The organism is Aliiroseovarius sp. S253 (genome assembly GCF_049800855.1).
GTDB lineage: Bacteria > Pseudomonadota > Alphaproteobacteria > Rhodobacterales > Rhodobacteraceae > Aliiroseovarius.
In genome coordinates, this window is sequence record NZ_JBNAFW010000001.1 from 886,704 (window position 1) to 903,912 (window position 17,209).

Below are 17,209 nucleotides of genomic sequence, written 5' to 3' on the forward strand. Positions count from 1 at the left end.
GTGCAATGCTCGGCATAGTTTCAGATAAATCTACTATGGAAGGGTCGCATTGGATCTCCGTCACTTGCCCATCCTTGCCGCGATATGTGTCGCTTTGCCAGGTGCACTGCCGGGACTGGCAGAGCAACACGCCTGCAAAGAGATGGCTGTCGAAGTCAGTTCTGGTGATCGCACCACGAACCGAGAGGTCTGCAAGGCAGCACGCATAGCCTCTAAACTTTTCGCGTCATGCGCGCTTCCGGATCTGCTGCGCGTAGTTCAGCTGGAGCTTGTGGAAACGCTTCCTGAGGGATGTAATGCTCAATATCACTGCGGCGAAAGCAGGGTCGAAGTGCTGACCCCATCGGCAATGTCTCATCACCGCAGCAAGAACGGTGCGTTCAGTTTTGTTGACGACGAGGTGTTCTTCAGAAGTGTTGTCGTCCACGAACTGGCACATGCGGTAATGGACCCGGTGCCGTGCCCATTTGACGACTGTATCGTTGCCGACGAATACATCGCTTATGCAATGCAGGTGATGTCGCTTCCCCCATCCCTGCAAGAGAAGTTCGGAGAAAGCCCGGACGCGGGCCAGCCTATTTCTCGTGATGCGCTGTCCGAACTGATGCTGTTCATGTCCCCGGACGGGTTCGCGCAAGATGTCTGGGCGCATCTGAGGCAACGCCCGGATGCCTGCGAATACATCGGCAAAGTGGCCACCCGAGACATCTTGCTGGATCGCGAACGGTTCGACAGCGACTAGCTTGGTCAGTCTTCGTCAGTTTGCGGCTGATCGTCCCGCTTTCGGCCCCAGCTTTCCTCGCGCAATCTCCGCTTCTCGGCCCGCCACTTGTCCTTGGCTTCTTTCTGAAGCTGGGCAGGGGGAGGCAGATGCTTGCGCGCTTCTTTCAGGGCGAAAGGCTGTAGGGTTTTGGCATGCGGTTTCAGGAACGCGCGGGCACGATCCGGGTCATGCTTTGACAAATCGCGCACCCACCAAGCGACGGCCTTCTGGATGAACCATTCCGGATCACTGACATAGCTGTCCGCCCAGCTCAACACGCGATCCCGAATGGCGATATCTTCGTCCTTCGGATTGTTTTGCTTGGTCCACGGCAGGGTAATCACCAGGGCCGCGCGACGGGTCCACATGTGGTCGGACGTGGCCCATTTTTCCACGGCATCAAGGCGTGACGGGTCGGCGACCAGACGTTTCTGCCCGGCCATGCAAACGTGATCGGCGATGGCCCAACTGTCGAAATCCGGAACCCAACTTTGGATCAAATCCCACACAGCGTCATCGGGACGGATACGCGCCTGCGTCAGCAGTTTCGCAGCGGCGATCCGGGCTTCAAACACATCGGTTTTCCAAAGCTGATCGGCCAGCGCCACGCGCTCGTCGACGGAAAGCGACTGACGCCACTCTTTCGTCAGATCATTCAACGCCGGGTTCGGGATGCCCCAAACCTCGCGGGTTTGTTTGTGATAGGCTTTCTGCCCTTCGGCGCGGCCCGGTTCGATCTGGGCCTTCAGCGCGGCCAGCGCGTCGTCAAGTGTCATTCTACGGTCACCGATTTGGCAAGATTGCGGGGTTGGTCCACATCTGTACCCTTTGCGATGGCCGTATGATAGGCCAAAAGCTGTGCGGGAACCGCGTAAAGGATTGGTTGGATCAGCTCGGGTGCTTCAGGCATGGCAAGGGTTTGCCAGACACCGCTGCCAGCCTCTTCAGCTGCACGAATGTCCGAGACCAGAACCACGCGACCACCGCGGGCCATGACTTCTTGCATGTTGGACACGGTCTTGTCGAACAGCCCGTCATGGGGCGCCATGACAACTGTGGGTGTTGCCTTATCGACCAGCGCGATGGGCCCGTGTTTCAGTTCGCCCGACGCATAGCCTTCGGCGTGGATGTAGCTGATTTCCTTAAGTTTCAGCGCGCCTTCCAATGCCAGTGGGAACATCTGCCCACGGCCAAGGAACAGGACGTCGCGTGCCTCGGCCAGTTTGCTGGCGATCTCTTTCGTGGCGGCGTCGATGGTCAGCGCGTGGCTCATTAACCCCGGCAGTTGGCGCAGCTCGGACAGGCGTTGGGCCAGTCCCGCATCATCCAAATGTCCACGATCGTGAGCGGCCTTCAATGCCATGATGGCAAAGCTGGTCAGCTGGCACGTGAAGGCCTTGGTCGAAGCAACGGACACTTCGACGCCTGCTTGGATTTCCACGGCCACATCGCTTTCCCGCGCAATCGAGCTTTCGGGCACGTTGACCAGTGAGACGACCTTGTCGACTTTACCCGTCGAATAGCGCAGAGCAGCCAGCGTGTCGGCGGTTTCGCCTGACTGGCTGACAAACAGGCCAATGGTTTTTGGCGCGAAGGGGGCTTCGCGATAGCGGAACTCCGAGGCGACGTCGATGTCGACAGGCAGGCGTGCGTATTGTTCAAACCAGTACTTCGCGACCAGCCCGGCATAATAAGCCGTGCCGCAGGCCACGATAGACAGGCGATCTACGTCTGCGAAGTCAATCCCGCCCAGATCCATGGTGATCTTGTCGCCAGATACATAGGCTTCCAAAACCTTGCCAACCACGGTGGGCTGTTGGGCGATTTCTTTCGCCATATAGTGCTTATAGCCGTCTTTCTCGATCCGGGCAGCGTCCAGCTTCACCTGCTTCATTGGCCGGTTGGCGCGGCGCCCTTCGGCATCAAAGATCTCGGCCCCGTCGCGGGTGATAACGGCCCAGTCGCCTTCTTCCAGATAGGTGATTTTGTCCGTCATGGGGGCCAGCGCAATGGCGTCCGAGCCCACGAACATTTCGCCGTCGCCATGGCCGATGGCCAAGGGGCTACCTTTACGGGCGGCGATCATCAGGTCGTCTTCGCCATCAAACAGGAAACACAGTGCGAAAGCACCGTCGAGCCGTGCCAGAGTGGCCTCGACCGCCTCTTTCGGGGTCTTTCCCTGAGCGACATAGCTTTGCGCCAGAAGGGCAACGGTTTCGGTGTCGGTTTCGGTCGAAAACTCCAGCCCTTCGGCGGCAAGCTTTTCGCGCAGCTCGCGGAAATTCTCGATAATACCGTTGTGTACCACGGCAACGTTGCCTGCGCGGTGCGGGTGGGCGTTGTCGGTGGTTGGCGCACCGTGGGTTGCCCAGCGGGTGTGACCAATGCCGGATTTTCCGGCGAGCGGATTGTGTACCAGCGTGTCGGACAGGTTTACCAGCTTGCCGACGGCCCGCCGCCGATCCAATTGGCCTTTGGCATCAATCGTTGCAATGCCTGCGCTGTCATAGCCGCGATATTCGAGCCGTTTCAGAGCCTCGACAAGAATTGGCGCTGCTTCGTGATTGCCCAGAACCCCTACAATACCACACATTTTCAGGATCCTTTCTGGCGTCTGGCCTTGGCGGCCTTTAACTTTTCAAACAATTTAATCGCTAGGCCCGGCTTGATCTCGATCTTGGCACGACCGACGGCCATGGCCCCAGCAGGTACGTTTTTTGTTACCACCGTACCGGTGGCGGTCATCGCTTCGTCCCCAACAGAAACGGGGGCGACAAGGCAAGTGTTGGACCCGATGAAGGACCGCGCGCCAATGTCAGTATGGTGTTTCGAGACGCCATCATAGTTGCACGTGATGGTCCCCGCGCCGATATTCGCGCCTTCACCCACGCGCGCATCGCCCACGTAAGACAGGTGGTTCACCTTGGCGCCTTCTTCGATCTGGGCGTTCTTGATTTCGACAAAGTTGCCGATCTTGGCGTGTTCAGCCAGTTCTGCACCCGGGCGCAGACGGGCATATGGGCCGACAACCCCGCCGCGCGAGACGTGGCACCCTTCCAGGTGCGAGAACGCACGGATGCGGGTTTCGCTTTCGACTGTCACGCCAGGGCCGAAGACCACGTTGGGTTCCACCACCGTGTCGCGTCCGATCACCGTATCATGCGAAAAATAGACTGTGTCTGCCGCGACTAACGTTACACCATTTTCCAGCGCCTCATTGCGGGCGGTGGCTTGGAAAACCTCTTCTGCTGCGGCCAGTTCCGCACGAGAATTGATGCCCAGCGTCTCTGCTTCGTCACAGGTGACGACACGGGCCGTCAGGCCGTTGCTGCGGGCCACTTCCACGATGTCGGTCAGATAGTACTCGCCCGATGCGTTGTCGTTGCCGACGCCGTCGATCAGGTCGAAAAGGACTTGAGCCTTCGCGGCAACAACTCCACTGTTACAAAGCGTTACGGCACGTTCTTCATCTGATGCGTCTTTGAATTCTACAATGCGCTCTAAGGCATCGTCCTTCACGATCAGGCGACCATAGCGGCCCGGGTCAGCAGCCTTGAAACCCAGCACGACCACATCGGCCCCAGACGCGCGCTCGGCCGCCATGGCTTCCAGCGTCTCAGTGCGAATGAATGGTGTATCTCCGTATAGAACAATCGCGTCCCCGTCGAACCCGTCCAGTGCAGGGCGGGCTTGTGCGACGGCATGACCAGTGCCCAGCTGTTCTTCTTGCACGGCGATAGTAATATCGGGATCCAGATCGGCGGCAGCTTTGCCCACCATCTCGGCGCCGTGGCCAACGACCAGCACAGCGCGTTCGGGCTGAAGGGCCGCGCCCGAAGCCAACGCATGCGCAAACAGCGGTGCACCCGCCACTTCATGCATCACCTTGGGAAGGTCTGAATTCATCCGTGTTCCCTTGCCAGCGGCAAGGACAATCAGGGCTGTTGCCATGTCGATCTGCTCTTTCAATTCCTTTTGGCCCGTTTTACCCCTTGAGGCGAGGCTCGCAAGGGAAACCGGTTCAATTAACCTTACGCGAGGTTACAGACTTCGGCGGGGAATTGCCAAAGAAGGATTGAGGGAATGACGCAGGGCAACGGAAAACGCACGGTGATCTTTGATCTGGATGGCACGCTGGCGGACACGTCGGGTGACCTGATCGCTGCCGCAAATGCATGTTTTGAAGAGCTGGGGCATGGCGCGCTACTGGATCCGGTGGCCGATGCGCTGACCGCGTTTCACGGCGGGCGGGCAATGCTGCGCCTTGGGTTCGAAAGATTGAACGGTACCGCAGACGAGGTCGACGTGGATCGCGAGTTTCCAAACCTGCTGACCGCCTATGAGGCCGATATCGATCGGCACACCGTGATCTATCCCGGTACGATGGAGGCCGTGGAACGGCTGCATGTCGCGGGCTATGCGGTCGGGATCTGCACGAACAAACCCGAGGGGCTGGCGCGACTTCTATTGACCCGTTTGGGCATTTTGGACAGGTTCACATCGCTGATCGGCGCCGACACTTTGCCCACGCGCAAGCCCGATCCAGCGCCATTTGTGGCCGCAGCTTTACAGGCTGGCGGGGATCCGGCGCGCGCCCTTTTGGTGGGCGATACCTTCACCGACCGCGAGACCGCGCGAGCTGCAAATGCACCCTGTATTCTTGTGGGGTTCGGTCCCGAGGGGCCGGGTGTGGCGCGGTTAGAGCCCGAGGCAATGCTGAACCATTATGATGATCTGGACGACACGGTCGCACGGCTGATTGGCTAATCCCGTCCATTGACCTTACCACTGGGGCTACGCACTCTACGACCATGACACAGCGATTCACCGGAAATTTCACCCAGCAAGAGCCCATTCCTGACGAGGGGATCGAGGCAGCCATGGAGGTTCTGCGCCACGGGCGTCTGCACCGCTATAACGTGGCCGAGGGCGAGACCGCACATGCGGCCTTGCTGGAACAGGAATTCGCGGCGCAGATGGGATCGAAATATGCGTTGGCCGTGTCCTCGGGTGGGTATGCGATTGCGACGGCTCTACGTGCCGTGGGCGTCGAGGCCGGCGATCGCGTTCTGACCAACGCCTTCACGCTGGCCCCGGTGCCCGGCGCGATTGCGTCCCTTGGTGCGAATCCGGTTTTCGTTGGTGTGACCGAAGCGCTGACCATTGATCTGGACCATCTGGCGCAGCTGGTGGCCGAGACGGATGCGCCGCGTGTGCTGCTGCTGTCCCATATGCGCGGACATATCTGTGACATGGACCATTTGATGCAGATCTGCGACGGGGCAGGGGTCACGGTGATCGAGGACTGTGCCCACACGATGGGCGCGCGCTGGAACGGCGCCCTGTCCGGACGGCACGGGGCGATGGCGGCCTATTCGACCCAGACCTATAAGCATGTGAATTCGGGCGAGGGCGGGTTGCTGATCTCGGACGATCCCGACCTGATGGCCCGCGCGATCATCCTGTCGGGCAGCTATATGCTGTATGAACGCCACCTTGCGGGACCGCCACCCGAGGCGTTCGAGAAGGTGAAATACATCACCCCCAATATCTCGGGTCGGATGGACAATCTGCGGGCGGCAATCCTGAGGCCACAGCTGGCAAAGCTAGATGAACAAAGCGCGGCGTGGAATGCACGTTATCGCGTGGTGGAAGAGGGGCTGCGCAACACGCCGGGCCTGACGGTGATCGAACGGCCTGCGGCGGAAGAGTATGTCATGTCCTCGTTCCAGTTCCTGCTTTTGGATTGGTCAGAAGACGCCGTGACCGAGGTTGTCGCGCGCTGCGCAAAGCGCGGTGTCGAGCTGAAATGGTTCGGCGGCGCGGAGCCTGCGGGCTTTACCAGCCGCTATGACAGCTGGCGTTATGCTGACACGCCTAAATTGCCCAAGACCGACCGGATCCTGAAAGGTATTCTGGACCTGCGCCTGCCACTGACCTTCACGCTGGACGATTGCGCGCTGATTGCGCAGATCATCCGTGACGTGGTCGGGCGGGTGCATCAGGCAGGCTGAGCCCCTCAAACATCAGACAGAATTCGAGGCCCGCGCGCGTTGTGACGCTGCGTGAATTTGTGCGTGTATTGACGCGAATCGAGCTTTCGGCGCATTAACTGAACAAGTGTTCAATAATGCGATCCAGAATATCTGATCCGGAAGGAAGCCGCCATGTTCAACAACTCTATGAATTTCGACCTGGGCGAAGACGTCAACGCAATCCGCGAGATGGTGCACCGCTTTGCACAAGATCGGATCAAGCCGATTGCGGCTGAGGTTGATGCGAAAAATGAATTCCCCAACGAGTTGTGGAAAGAGTTTGGAGAGCTGGGCCTGCTGGGTGTCACCACGCCGGAAGAATACGGCGGGTCGGACATGTCCTATCTGGCGCATGTGATCGCAGTGGAAGAGATTGCCCGCGCCTCGGCTTCGGTGTCGCTGTCTTACGGCGCACACTCGAACCTCTGCGTGAACCAGATCCGTCGCAACGCGACGGACGAACAGAAAGCGAAATATCTGCCAAAGCTGTGTTCGGGTGAGCATATCGGTGCACTGGCTATGTCGGAAGCAGGCGCTGGTTCGGACGTTGTGGGCATGAAGCTACGTGCTGAAAAGCGCAACGGCTATTACGTGCTGAACGGCACCAAGTTCTGGATCACCAACGGCCCGGATGCGGACACACTGGTCGTCTACGCCAAGACCGACCCGGATGCTGGCCCCAAAGGCATCACCACTTTCATCATCGAAAAGGGCATGAAGGGTTTCTCGACATCCGAGCATTTCGACAAGATGGGCATGCGCGGATCGAACACCGCCGAGCTGATCTTTGAAGACGTAGAAGTGCCCTTCGAAAACGTACTGGGCGAAGAAGGCAAAGGCGTTGCCGTTCTGATGTCAGGTCTGGACTACGAACGTGTGGTTCTGTCGGGCATTGGCACCGGCATCATGGCCGCCTGTCTGGACGAGATCATGCCCTACATGAAAGAGCGCAAGCAGTTCGGTCGCCCGATCGGAGATTTCCAGCTGATGCAGGCGAAAATCGCCGACATGTACACCGCGATGAACTCTGCCCGTGCGTACGTCTATGAGGTTGCCAAAGCCTGTGACCGTGGTGAAGTGACCCGTCAGGACGCGGCTGCTTGTGTGCTCTATGCCTCGGAAGAAGCGATGAAACAGGCGCATCAGGCTGTGCAAGCCATGGGTGGCGCGGGCTTCATGAACGAAACCCCGGTCAGTCGCCTGTTCCGCGACGCCAAGCTGATGGAAATCGGTGCTGGCACCTCGGAAATCCGCCGCATGCTGATTGGTCGCGAGCTGATGAGCGCGCAATAATGAAGATACTGGTTGGCGCATTGATCTTGTTTGGTGCCGCAGCGCAACCCGCTGCGGCGCAGGACTGGGACTATTCTTTTGTGCCAACCACCGATTGCCTTGCTGAAAAGGGCTCTACCGGTGAGGCGCATCAGTGCTTCGGCGCAGCTGCAGAAACCTGCATGGAGGCCAATGATGCCGGGTATAGCACCATAGGTATGGTGTCCTGCATGGATCAGGAAGCCCGCGATTGGGATCGGCGTCTGAACCAAGTCTATGGGCTTCTGATGGCGGCCTACAAAGCTAGCGACGCCGAGATGGCCGAGATTGGTGCAACCGTTCCTAGCCGCGCGGACGCGCTTCGCAACATGCAGCGCGCGTGGATCACATTCCGCGATGCAAGCTGCGCATATGACCGTTCCCATTGGGGCAATGGTACGGGGGCCGGTCCGGCTGGTGTCTCGTGCTTTTTGAACATGACCGCCCGCCAAGCTTGGTCGCTTGAACAGGATGCGCAGGGCTGGCTCGAAATGAACTGCAACCACGAAGGATGCTGAGATGAAACTAACATCCCAAGCCACGCCCGGTTCCGAGGCGTATAAAGCAAACCGCGAGGGGCATCTGGACGCCCTGAAAGTGGTGGCAGATGCTGCCGAGGCCGCTGTTGGTGGCGGCGGGCAGAAATCCCGTGATCGTCACCTGAGCCGTGGTAAGATGCTGCCGCGTGACCGCGTGTCGAACCTGCTGGATCCGGGGTCTCCGTTCCTTGAGGTCGGCGCGACCGCTGCTCACGACATGTACGACAATGCCGCGCCCTGCGCTGGTGTGATCGCCGGTATCGGTCAGGTCCACGGTCAGGAATGCATGATCGTCTGTAACGATGCGACCGTGAAGGGCGGTACCTATTACCCGATGACGGTGAAAAAGCACCTGCGCGCGCAAGAGATCGCGGAAGAGTGCAATCTGCCCTGTATCTATCTGGTCGACAGCGGCGGCGCGAACCTGCCGCAGCAGGACGAGGTGTTCCCGGATCGCGACCACTTTGGCCGCATCTTCTATAACCAAGCCCGCATGTCTGCGAAGGGCATCCCGCAGATCGCGGTTGTGATGGGGTCCTGTACCGCTGGCGGTGCATATGTGCCGGCAATGTCGGACGTGACCATCATCGTGAAAGAGCAGGGCACGATTTTCCTTGCCGGTCCGCCGCTGGTGAAGGCCGCAACGGGCGAGGTCGTGTCGGCCGAAGACCTTGGTGGTGGCGACGTGCACACGCGCTTGTCCGGCGTTGCTGACTATCTGGCCGAAGACGACGCGCATGCGCTGGCGCTGGCCCGCCGCGCTGTCGAAAGCCTGAACCGCGAACGCCCTGCCACCGTGAAATGGCAGGAACCGGAAGAGCCCGCCTATGACGCCGAGGAACTGTTGGGCGTGGTCCCCGCAGACCTGAAAACGCCTTATGACATTCGTGAAGTGATCATGCGCATCGTGGACGGTTCGCGCTTTGACGAATTCAAGCCGCGCTTTGGCGAAACGCTGGTCACCGGCTTTGCCCACCTGAAAGGCTGCCCCATCGGGATCATCGCCAACAACGGCGTGATCTTCTCGGAAGCTGCGCAGAAAGGCGCGCATTTCGTGGAACTGTGCAGCCAGCGCAATATCCCGCTGGTCTTCCTGCAAAACATCACTGGCTTCATGGTGGGCCGGAAGTATGAGAACGAAGGCATCGCCCGTCACGGCGCTAAGATGGTGACGGCTGTTGCCACCACCAACGTCCCGAAAGTGACGATGGTTGTGGGCGGCTCTTATGGCGCTGGTAACTACGGCATGGCCGGGCGCGCCTATCAGCCGCGCTTCATGTGGTCGTGGCCGAACTCGCGGATTTCCGTGATGGGTGGTGAACAGGCCGCTGGCGTGTTGGCAACCGTGAAGCGCGATGCGATCGAGCGTCAGGGTGGCGAATGGTCGGCAGATGAAGAAGCCGCGTTCAAGCAGCCCACCATCGACATGTTCGAAGAGCAGAGCCACCCGCTCTATGCTTCGGCGCGTCTGTGGGATGACGGCATCATCGACCCGCGCAAATCTCGCGAGGTGCTGTATCTGTCGCTGCTGGCAGCCCTGAACGCTCCGATCGAAGAAACCAAGTTCGGCGTCTTCCGGATGTAAGCCTTGGACACGAACCTGGTCATATATTGCGGGCTGACGCTGTTGATCTTTTACACGCTGGCCGAGCGCATCGCGCCCGTGCCGCGTGTCAGCGAGATTGACGGTTGTCGGCTGGGCTATGTCTATGACGGGGATACGGTCGAGCTGAAATGCCCGGACCGCAAACGCACGGCGCGGCTGGTTGGCTTTGACACGCCGGAAACCAAGGATCCGGGCTGTGCAGCGGAAAAGGCGCTGGGCGACCGGGCTACAGCCCGCCTGCGTCAGATTGTGGATGGGGCCAGCATCAGTTTTCAGCACGAAGGTCACGACAAGTTTGGTCGTGAGCTGGTCCGTATGACCGCCGACGGTCGCGACGTGGGGGACGTGTTGATCAGCGAAGGGCTGGCGGTGCGCTATGACCGCGGCAGCCGGATCAACTGGTGCAAGCGCCTGAACGGATAACAGAATTTTCGCCCCTTTGCGGGGCGAGCCACATAAGCGGGGCAGGGCCCCACCCGAAGGAGGAACAGAGATGTTCACAAAGATCCTGATTGCAAACCGCGGCGAGATTGCCTGCCGCGTCATCGACACCGCCCGCAAGCTGGGTGTGGCCACTGTGGCTGTGTATTCGGATGCGGATGCGAACTCGCGCCACGTTAAGCTGGCGGACGAGGCAGTGCATATCGGCCCGCCCCAGCCCGCACAGTCCTATCTGCTGGGTGATCGGATCATCCAGGCCGCACTGGACACTGGCGCACAGGGCATTCACCCCGGCTATGGTTTCCTGTCGGAAAACCCCGACTTCGTGGACGCGGTTGAAAAGGCTGGTTTGACTTTCATCGGTCCCTCGGCGGATGCGATCCGTAAGATGGGTCTGAAAGATGCCGCCAAGAAACTGATGGTGGACGCGGGTGTGCCCGTCGTTCCGGGCTATCACGGCGAAGATCAGGATCCTGCGCTTCTGGCCGCCGAGGCGGATAAGATGGGGTATCCGGTGCTGATCAAGGCCGTCGCAGGTGGCGGCGGTAAGGGGATGCGTCGCGTTGATGATCCGGCGGATTTTGCGGATGCTCTGGCATCTGCTCAGGGCGAAGCCCAGACCGCTTTTGGCAATGCCGATGTGCTGGTCGAGAAATACATCCTGTCTCCGCGCCATATCGAGGTACAGGTCTTTGGCGACGGTACCCATGCGGTGCACCTGTTTGAGCGCGATTGTTCGCTGCAACGTCGCCACCAGAAGGTGATCGAAGAAGCCCCGGCCCCCGGCATGACCGAGGAAGTCCGCGAAGCAATGGGTATGGCGGGCGTCCGCGCGGCCGAGGCCATCGGATACAAGGGTGCAGGCACAGTTGAGTTCATCGTGGATGGTGCCAATGGTCTGCGCACCGACGGGTTCTGGTTCATGGAAATGAACACCCGCCTGCAGGTAGAACACCCCGTGACTGAAGCCATCACCGGCGTCGATCTGGTCGAATGGCAACTGCGTGTGGCGTCGGGCGAAGGTCTGCCGCAACAGCAAGATGAACTGACCATCACCGGCCATTCGTTTGAAGCCCGCCTTTATGCAGAAGACGTACCTAAGGGATTCCTTCCCGCGACTGGCACGCTGTCTCATCTGAAATTCCCAGAAGGCGCACGTGCCGATACCGGCGTGAGGGCAGGGGACACGATCAGCCCATTCTATGACCCGATGATTGCCAAGTTGACGGTACATGCGGGATCGCGCGCTGCTGCGCTGCGGATGCTTTCGTCGGCTCTGTCGCATACGGAAGTGGCTGGATCGGTCACAAACTTGGCCTTCCTTGGTGCCCTGACACGCCACGAAGGGTTTGCCAAGGGTGACGTGGACACAGGCCTGATCGAGCGCGATCTTGAGGCACTGACCGCCGAACCCGGCCCCAGCCTTAGCGACATTGGTGCCGCTGCCCTTTGTGCACTGGACCTGCTGAAACGCGAAGGCACCGGCTTTACCCTGTGGGGTGGTCAGAACCATTTCGTAACTCTGACCCATGCGGAAGAGCAGTTCGACGTGGTCGTGACCTCGTACGGCGCCGATCGTCACATGATCACTGTTGGCGATGACCAGATCGAAGCGCTGTGTTTGAACGGCCAGTGGAAAATGGGCGGCGATCGTGGTCCGCGCGTTGCCAAGGCCGGCAACGTGGTAACGGTCTTTGCGCAGTCAGGGCTGGAATTCTACGTATCTGACCCTCTGGATCAGGACGCGGGTGTGGGTGCCGGTGCTGGCGTGATTGAAGCCCCGATGCCGGGTCTGGTTAAAGCTGTGTTCGCAACTGCTGGCCAAGAGGTAAAGGAAGGCGATCGCCTTGCGATCCTTGAAGCCATGAAGATGGAGCATTCGCTGGAAGCAGCACGCGATGGTGTGGTTGCCGAAGTGCTGTGTGCCGATGGCGATCAAGTGGAAGCTGGCGCGCCGCTGATCCGTCTGGAAGACGAAGAGGAAGACGCATGACCTTCCGCCTGCATCACGTTCAATATGGCCGCTCGGTACGCGTCCTCTGGCTGATTGAAGAGATCGGGCTGGAGGAGAAACTGGGCGAGACGCTCGAGGTGGTCGAATACAAGATCGGCTCGCGCGAGATGTTCGAAAGCGACCTGCGCAAGGTGTCTCCTGCGACCCGAATTCCGGCGTTGGAAATCGGTGACATCACCATGTCGGAAAGCGGTGCCATCGTCGAATACCTGACAGAGACCTATGCGCCCGAGCTGGGCGTGGCCCCCGGGCAGCCTGAACGCACCGATTATCTGCAGTGGATTCACTATACGGAAACCATGGCCAGTCTGATCGAGCAGCTGAATATGCAAATGGTGTTCTTGCGACCTCCGGTCAAACCCAGCCCGGTTGTGATCAAGATCAACGTCGCGCGGTTGCGTCACACGCTGGCGGGTCTTGAGAAGCATCTAGACGGCCGCGAGTGGCTGCTGGATCGCGGCTTTTCGGCGGCGGACATCATGATGGGGTTCAACATCTTCGCCGCACCTTACTATGTGAAGCTGGACGAGTTCCCGAATGTCACCGCCTACAAGGCGCGGGTCGAAGCTTTGCCGTCCTATCAACGTGTGATCGCTCGTGAAGGCGAACAGAGGTTTTACGCGCAGGATTTCTATCCTGTGCCAGAGGAATAAGTCATGGAATACGTCGAAATTTTCGAAGTTGGCCCGCGCGACGGGCTGCAAAACGAAAAGCGCCAGATCCCGACCGAGGAAAAGATCGCTCTGGTCGATCTGTTGTCAGGGGCCGGCTTCAAGCGGATCGAGATTGCCAGTTTTGTCAGCCCCAAATGGGTGCCGCAAATGGCCGACAGCGCCGACGTTCTGGCAGGCATTACCCGCACACCGGGCATATCCTATGCAGCCCTGACCCCGAACATGCGGGGCTTTGAAGGGGCTGTGGCAGCAAAAGCCGACGAGATTGCCATCTTTGGCTCGGCCTCGGAAGGGTTCTCGAAGGCCAACATCAACTGCACCATCGCCGAAAGCCTTGAGCGTTTTCAGCCGGTGGCCGAGGCCGCCAAGGCAGCGGGCCTTCCCATGCGCGGCTATATCTCCTGCGTGACGGATTGCCCCTATGACGGGCCAACCGACCCTGCGCAGGTTGCATGGGTCGCCAAAGAGCTACTGGCCATGGGCTGCTATGAAATCTCGCTGGGCGACACGATTGGGCAGGCGACGCCAGAGAGCATCTCGACCATGCTGGATGCGGTGCTGGGCGAAGGCGAGGCGGCGAAATTCGCAGGTCATTACCACGACACCAGCGGACGGGCTTGCGACAATGTCGAGGCGTCCTTGGCCAAAGGCATTCGCGTGTTTGACGCCGCCGTCGGCGGGCTGGGCGGCTGCCCCTATGCGCCGGGCGCGCAGGGCAATGTGGCGACCGAAGCGGTGCATGACCGCGTGACCGCGCTGGGCTACGCGACCGGGTTGGACCGGGACATTCTTGAAAAAGCCGCCGTGATGGCGCGGCAAATGCGGGCAGGGGACTAAACATGGGATACGAAACCATTTCAATCACCACGGATGAACGTGGTGTGGCGACGCTGCTTCTAGATCGTGCGGACAAGCACAACGCCATGTCGGCGCAGATGATTGAGGAGCTGACAGACGCGGCCCACAAGTTGGGCGCAGATGATGCGGTACGTGTTGTCATCCTGACCGGTGATGGCAAAAGCTTCTGTGCGGGCGGTGATCTGCGCTGGATGCAGGACCAGATGGCCGCGGACCCTGTGACCCGTGGGGTCGAGGCCAAGAAGCTGGCTATGATGTTGAATGCATTGAATGAAATGCCCAAGCCCTTAATTGCAAAGGTGCAGGGGCAGGCGTTTGGCGGCGGAGTTGGCATGGCTTCGGTATCTGACGTGTCGATTGGTGTTCAGGGGGCAAAGTTCGGCTTGACCGAGACCCGTCTGGGCCTGATCCCGGCCACGATCGGCCCCTACGTGCTGGCCCGTCTGGGCGAGGCGATGGCACGTCGCGTCTTCATGTCGGCGCGTATTTTCAATGCAGATGAAGCCGTGACGCTGGGCCTGCTGGCCAAGGCAGTTGCGCCGGAAGATCTGGACGCGGCCGTTGAGGCTGAAGTGAAACCTTACCTGTCCGTGGCTCCCGGCGCGGTGGCCGAAGCCAAAGCCTTGGCCCGTCGCCTTGGCCCACCCATCACGGAAGAGATCATCGACGAAACCATCGCTGGTCTGGTCGCCCGTTGGGAAAGCGCCGAGGCTCAGGAAGGCATCGCGGCCTTCTTCGCAAAAGAGAAGCCAAGCTGGGCGTGATCTGCTAGGCTCTGCCCATGATTTGGGCTGGCTGGATATACATCGCATTGATCGCCGTCCTCGTGTGCTTCCAAGCCTGCATGGCTTTGGGCGCACCCTGGGGGCATCTGGCGAACGGAGGCCATTGGCGCGGTCGCTTGCCTGCTGGAATGCGCGTAGCGGCTATCGGGCAGGGCGCGCTTCTGGCATTCATGGGAACGGCGATGGCAGCACGGGCTGGCATCGTGTCCGAACTGCCGATCTGGACCTTTTGGGCAGCATTTGCCGTCACGATTGCAACCACCATCGCCAATCTGGCCACTCCGTCGCGGGCAGAGCGCTTGCTTTGGGGGCCGGTCACTGTCGTGTTGACGCTAACGGCACTGCGATTGGCGATAGGATAAGGCGCGATCATTTCAAGCCGGTGAGTCTCTTTTTTCGCGCTTCCAACTTCCGCGAATGCTGCACATGCGCAATTTTTAGGGCGCATTGGTGTGAAATTTGATTAACGCGTGATGGAAATTATCGGCCTGAAAACCTCTCCAATCAGGCTCAGACCCCTTTCTTACAACGCTATTCCACGCACCGCTCTCTGCGGCAACACATCTCATTCAAGTGTTTGAATGCGAGCGCCTGTTGGTTGACCCTGCAACGGTGCGGCGGTAAACCGCACATAGCTAGTGAAAGGCGGCCCCGCCGCTTTAAAAGGAGCCACACGTGGAAGATCTTCTCCGGGAATACCTCCCCATCATCATTTTCCTCGGACTCGCCATTGTAATCGGACTCGTTCTGATCCTCGCCGCCGTCGTGCTGGCAGTCCGCAATCCCGACCCTGAAAAACTCAGCGCTTACGAATGCGGCTTCAATGCTTTTGATGACGCCCGGATGAAGTTTGACAGCCGGTTTTATCTGGTCGCGATCCTGTTCATCATTTTCGATCTCGAAATTGCCTTCCTGTTCCCTTGGGCCGTGGCCTTCAAGGATGTCGGGTTGGTCGGTTTCTGGTCGATGATGGTGTTCCTGGCCGTTCTAACGATCGGCTTTGCCTATGAATGGAAGAAAGGGGCGCTCGAATGGGAGTGATGACTGGAGCCAACACGGCTGGCGGTGACCGCGAACACGCGACCCGTCTTCTGAATGATCAGCTGGCCGACAAGGGCTTTCTGCTGACCACCACGGATGACATCATCAACTGGGCCCGTACCGGGTCGCTGCACTGGATGACCTTTGGTCTGGCCTGCTGCGCGGTTGAGATGATGCACTCGGCGATGGCCCACTATGACCTTGAGCGTTTCGGGACCGCCCCGCGTGCCTCCCCGCGTCAGTCGGACCTGATGATCGTCGCTGGCACGCTGACCAACAAAATGGCCCCGGCGCTGCGCAAGGTGTACGATCAGATGCCTGATCCGCGCTACGTGATCTCGATGGGATCCTGTGCAAATGGCGGTGGGTATTATCACTATTCCTATTCGGTGGTGCGCGGCTGTGACCGCATCGTGCCCGTGGACGTTTACGTCCCCGGCTGCCCCCCGACCGCAGAGGCGCTGCTGTACGGCATCCTGCAGCTGCAACGCAAAATCCGCCGTACCGGCACGATTGTGAGGTAAGCGATGAGCGAAGCCCTGAACGAACTTGGCGCCACCATCGAGGCCAAGCGCCCCGACTGTGTCCTGAACTGGGATGTCACCCTTGGTGAGCTGAGCATGCATGTGCCGCTGTCGGGCATTCCGTCTTTCATCGAATTTCTGAAGACGGACAACGCGTGCAAGTTCTCGACGCTGGTGGATATCACCGCTGTCGACCTGCCCGAACGTGAAGCGCGTTTCGATGTGGTTTATCACTTCCTGTCGATGTACACGAACCAGCGCATCCGTGTTAAAGTGGCCGTGCGCGAGGACGAGATGGTGCCCTCGATCACTGAGGTCCATAAATCCGCAAACTGGTTCGAGCGTGAAGTCTTCGACATGTTCGGGATCCTGTTCACAGGTCACCCGGATTTGCGTCGCATCCTGACCGACTATGGTTTCCGCGGCTTCCCGCTGCGCAAGGATTTCCCGACCACAGGTTATACCGAAGTGCGCTATGACGAGGTCGAGAAACGTGTGGTCTATGAACCCGTGACGCTGACTCAGGAATATCGACAGTTCGACTTCATGTCCCCGTGGGAAGGTGCAAACTATATCCTGCCCGGTGACGAGAAAACGGAAGAGGCCAAAGGCTGAACC

The 17,209-nt window shown here is 59.5% G+C and carries 18 protein-coding genes; 15 read left to right on the plus strand and 3 right to left on the minus strand.

All coding sequences use genetic code 11. The annotated features are described in order from the left end of the window. The first annotated feature begins 64 nt into the window (after positions 1-64). Positions 65-742 (plus strand): DUF6639 family protein, encoded by a 678-nt coding sequence (locus ACP15F_RS04395; protein WP_424939618.1) that lies wholly within the window; start codon positions 65-67, stop codon positions 740-742. Positions 743-747: 5 nt separating this feature from the next. On the opposite strand, the gene ACP15F_RS04400 is transcribed toward ACP15F_RS04395, so the two are convergent. From ACP15F_RS04400 to glmU, 3 genes are read right to left on the minus strand one after another with little or no spacing between them, the layout of a single operon-like run. Next, entirely contained in the window at positions 748-1,539 is a 792-nt protein-coding gene (locus ACP15F_RS04400) for a DNA alkylation repair protein (protein WP_424939619.1), read from the minus strand. Then, positions 1,536-3,356, minus strand: a complete 1,821-nt coding sequence (glmS, locus tag ACP15F_RS04405) for a glutamine--fructose-6-phosphate transaminase (isomerizing) (RefSeq protein ID WP_424939620.1) — start codon at positions 3,354-3,356, stop codon at positions 1,536-1,538. Before glmS ends, ACP15F_RS04400 begins: the two co-directional genes overlap by 4 nt. Positions 3,357-3,358: 2 nt before the next feature. Then, positions 3,359-4,714 carry a bifunctional UDP-N-acetylglucosamine diphosphorylase/glucosamine-1-phosphate N-acetyltransferase GlmU gene (gene glmU, locus ACP15F_RS04410; protein WP_424939621.1) on the minus strand — a complete coding sequence of 452 codons (1,356 nt, stop codon included), beginning with the start codon at positions 4,712-4,714 and terminating at the stop codon, positions 3,359-3,361. Positions 4,715-4,846: 132 nt separating this feature from the next. Here glmU and ACP15F_RS04415 point away from each other — a divergent pair, with 132 nt between their 5' ends. From ACP15F_RS04415 to ACP15F_RS04480, 14 genes are all read left to right on the plus strand, one after another. Then, entirely contained in the window at positions 4,847-5,530 is a 684-nt protein-coding gene (locus ACP15F_RS04415; RefSeq protein WP_424939622.1) for an HAD-IA family hydrolase, read from the plus strand. A 44-nt stretch (positions 5,531-5,574) separates the two neighbouring features. Next, positions 5,575-6,777, plus strand: a complete 1,203-nt coding sequence (locus tag ACP15F_RS04420) for a DegT/DnrJ/EryC1/StrS family aminotransferase (RefSeq protein WP_424939623.1) — start codon at positions 5,575-5,577, stop codon at positions 6,775-6,777. Positions 6,778-6,930: 153 nt separating this feature from the next. Beyond that, entirely contained in the window at positions 6,931-8,091 is a 1,161-nt protein-coding gene (locus tag ACP15F_RS04425; RefSeq protein ID WP_424939624.1) for an isovaleryl-CoA dehydrogenase, read from the plus strand. Beyond that, the gene (locus tag ACP15F_RS04430; protein WP_424939625.1) at positions 8,091-8,627 is read left to right on the plus strand and encodes a lysozyme inhibitor LprI family protein; all 537 of its coding nucleotides are present in this window, start codon (positions 8,091-8,093) and stop codon (positions 8,625-8,627) included. Before ACP15F_RS04425 ends, ACP15F_RS04430 begins: the two co-directional genes overlap by 1 nt. A gap of 1 nt (position 8,628) precedes the next feature. Next, entirely contained in the window at positions 8,629-10,233 is a 1,605-nt protein-coding gene (locus ACP15F_RS04435) for a carboxyl transferase domain-containing protein (protein ID WP_424939626.1), read from the plus strand. Between the two features lie 3 nt (positions 10,234-10,236). Beyond that, complete coding sequence (locus ACP15F_RS04440; RefSeq protein WP_424939627.1) at positions 10,237-10,677, plus strand: thermonuclease family protein; 441 nt, start codon at positions 10,237-10,239, stop codon at positions 10,675-10,677. A gap of 70 nt (positions 10,678-10,747) precedes the next feature. Continuing rightward, positions 10,748-12,688, plus strand: a complete 1,941-nt coding sequence (locus ACP15F_RS04445) for an acetyl/propionyl/methylcrotonyl-CoA carboxylase subunit alpha (RefSeq protein WP_424939628.1) — start codon at positions 10,748-10,750, stop codon at positions 12,686-12,688. After that, positions 12,685-13,362, plus strand: coding sequence for a glutathione S-transferase family protein (locus ACP15F_RS04450; protein ID WP_424939629.1), 678 nt, complete (start codon positions 12,685-12,687; stop codon positions 13,360-13,362). Before ACP15F_RS04445 ends, ACP15F_RS04450 begins: the two co-directional genes overlap by 4 nt. 3 nt (positions 13,363-13,365) lie before the next feature. After that, on the plus strand, positions 13,366-14,220 hold the full coding sequence (locus ACP15F_RS04455; protein ID WP_424939630.1) for a hydroxymethylglutaryl-CoA lyase: 855 nt from the start codon (positions 13,366-13,368) through the stop codon (positions 14,218-14,220). 2 nt (positions 14,221-14,222) lie between these two features. Then, the gene (locus ACP15F_RS04460) at positions 14,223-15,005 is read left to right on the plus strand and encodes a crotonase/enoyl-CoA hydratase family protein (RefSeq protein WP_424939631.1); all 783 of its coding nucleotides are present in this window, start codon (positions 14,223-14,225) and stop codon (positions 15,003-15,005) included. A 17-nt stretch (positions 15,006-15,022) separates the two neighbouring features. Further along, complete coding sequence (locus ACP15F_RS04465; RefSeq protein ID WP_424939632.1) at positions 15,023-15,388, plus strand: hypothetical protein; 366 nt, start codon at positions 15,023-15,025, stop codon at positions 15,386-15,388. Between the two features lie 313 nt (positions 15,389-15,701). Continuing rightward, positions 15,702-16,067: an NADH-quinone oxidoreductase subunit A gene (locus ACP15F_RS04470; protein ID WP_133489503.1), complete on the plus strand. Its 366-nt coding sequence runs from the start codon at positions 15,702-15,704 to the stop codon at positions 16,065-16,067. Further along, on the plus strand, positions 16,058-16,591 hold the full coding sequence (locus ACP15F_RS04475) for a NuoB/complex I 20 kDa subunit family protein (protein WP_108855999.1): 534 nt from the start codon (positions 16,058-16,060) through the stop codon (positions 16,589-16,591). Before ACP15F_RS04470 ends, ACP15F_RS04475 begins: the two co-directional genes overlap by 10 nt. Before the next feature lie 3 nt (positions 16,592-16,594). Beyond that, a complete protein-coding gene (locus ACP15F_RS04480) occupies positions 16,595-17,206 on the plus strand; it encodes an NADH-quinone oxidoreductase subunit C (RefSeq protein ID WP_424939633.1) in 612 nt (203 codons plus the stop codon). Positions 17,207-17,209: the final 3 nt, after the last annotated feature.

Bases quoted from the DNA above. Each gene is read 5' to 3' on its own strand.
- ACP15F_RS04400 (WP_424939619.1), bottom strand. From the start codon at position 1,539: ATGACACTTGACGACGCGCTGGCCGCGCTGAAGGCCCAGATCGAACCG.
- glmS (WP_424939620.1), bottom strand. From the start codon at position 3,356: ATGTGTGGTATTGTAGGGGTTCTGGGCAATCACGAAGCAGCGCCAATT.
- glmU (WP_424939621.1), bottom strand. From the start codon at position 4,714: ATGGCAACAGCCCTGATTGTCCTTGCCGCTGGCAAGGGAACACGGATG.
- ACP15F_RS04415 (WP_424939622.1), top strand. From the start codon at position 4,847: ATGACGCAGGGCAACGGAAAACGCACGGTGATCTTTGATCTGGATGGC.
- ACP15F_RS04420 (WP_424939623.1), top strand. From the start codon at position 5,575: ATGACACAGCGATTCACCGGAAATTTCACCCAGCAAGAGCCCATTCCT.
- ACP15F_RS04425 (WP_424939624.1), top strand. From the start codon at position 6,931: ATGTTCAACAACTCTATGAATTTCGACCTGGGCGAAGACGTCAACGCA.
- ACP15F_RS04430 (WP_424939625.1), top strand. From the start codon at position 8,091: ATGAAGATACTGGTTGGCGCATTGATCTTGTTTGGTGCCGCAGCGCAA.
- ACP15F_RS04435 (WP_424939626.1), top strand. From the start codon at position 8,629: ATGAAACTAACATCCCAAGCCACGCCCGGTTCCGAGGCGTATAAAGCA.
- ACP15F_RS04445 (WP_424939628.1), top strand. From the start codon at position 10,748: ATGTTCACAAAGATCCTGATTGCAAACCGCGGCGAGATTGCCTGCCGC.
- ACP15F_RS04450 (WP_424939629.1), top strand. From the start codon at position 12,685: ATGACCTTCCGCCTGCATCACGTTCAATATGGCCGCTCGGTACGCGTC.
- ACP15F_RS04455 (WP_424939630.1), top strand. From the start codon at position 13,366: ATGGAATACGTCGAAATTTTCGAAGTTGGCCCGCGCGACGGGCTGCAA.
- ACP15F_RS04460 (WP_424939631.1), top strand. From the start codon at position 14,223: ATGGGATACGAAACCATTTCAATCACCACGGATGAACGTGGTGTGGCG.
- ACP15F_RS04465 (WP_424939632.1), top strand. From the start codon at position 15,023: ATGATTTGGGCTGGCTGGATATACATCGCATTGATCGCCGTCCTCGTG.
- ACP15F_RS04475 (WP_108855999.1), top strand. From the start codon at position 16,058: ATGGGAGTGATGACTGGAGCCAACACGGCTGGCGGTGACCGCGAACAC.
- ACP15F_RS04480 (WP_424939633.1), top strand. From the start codon at position 16,595: ATGAGCGAAGCCCTGAACGAACTTGGCGCCACCATCGAGGCCAAGCGC.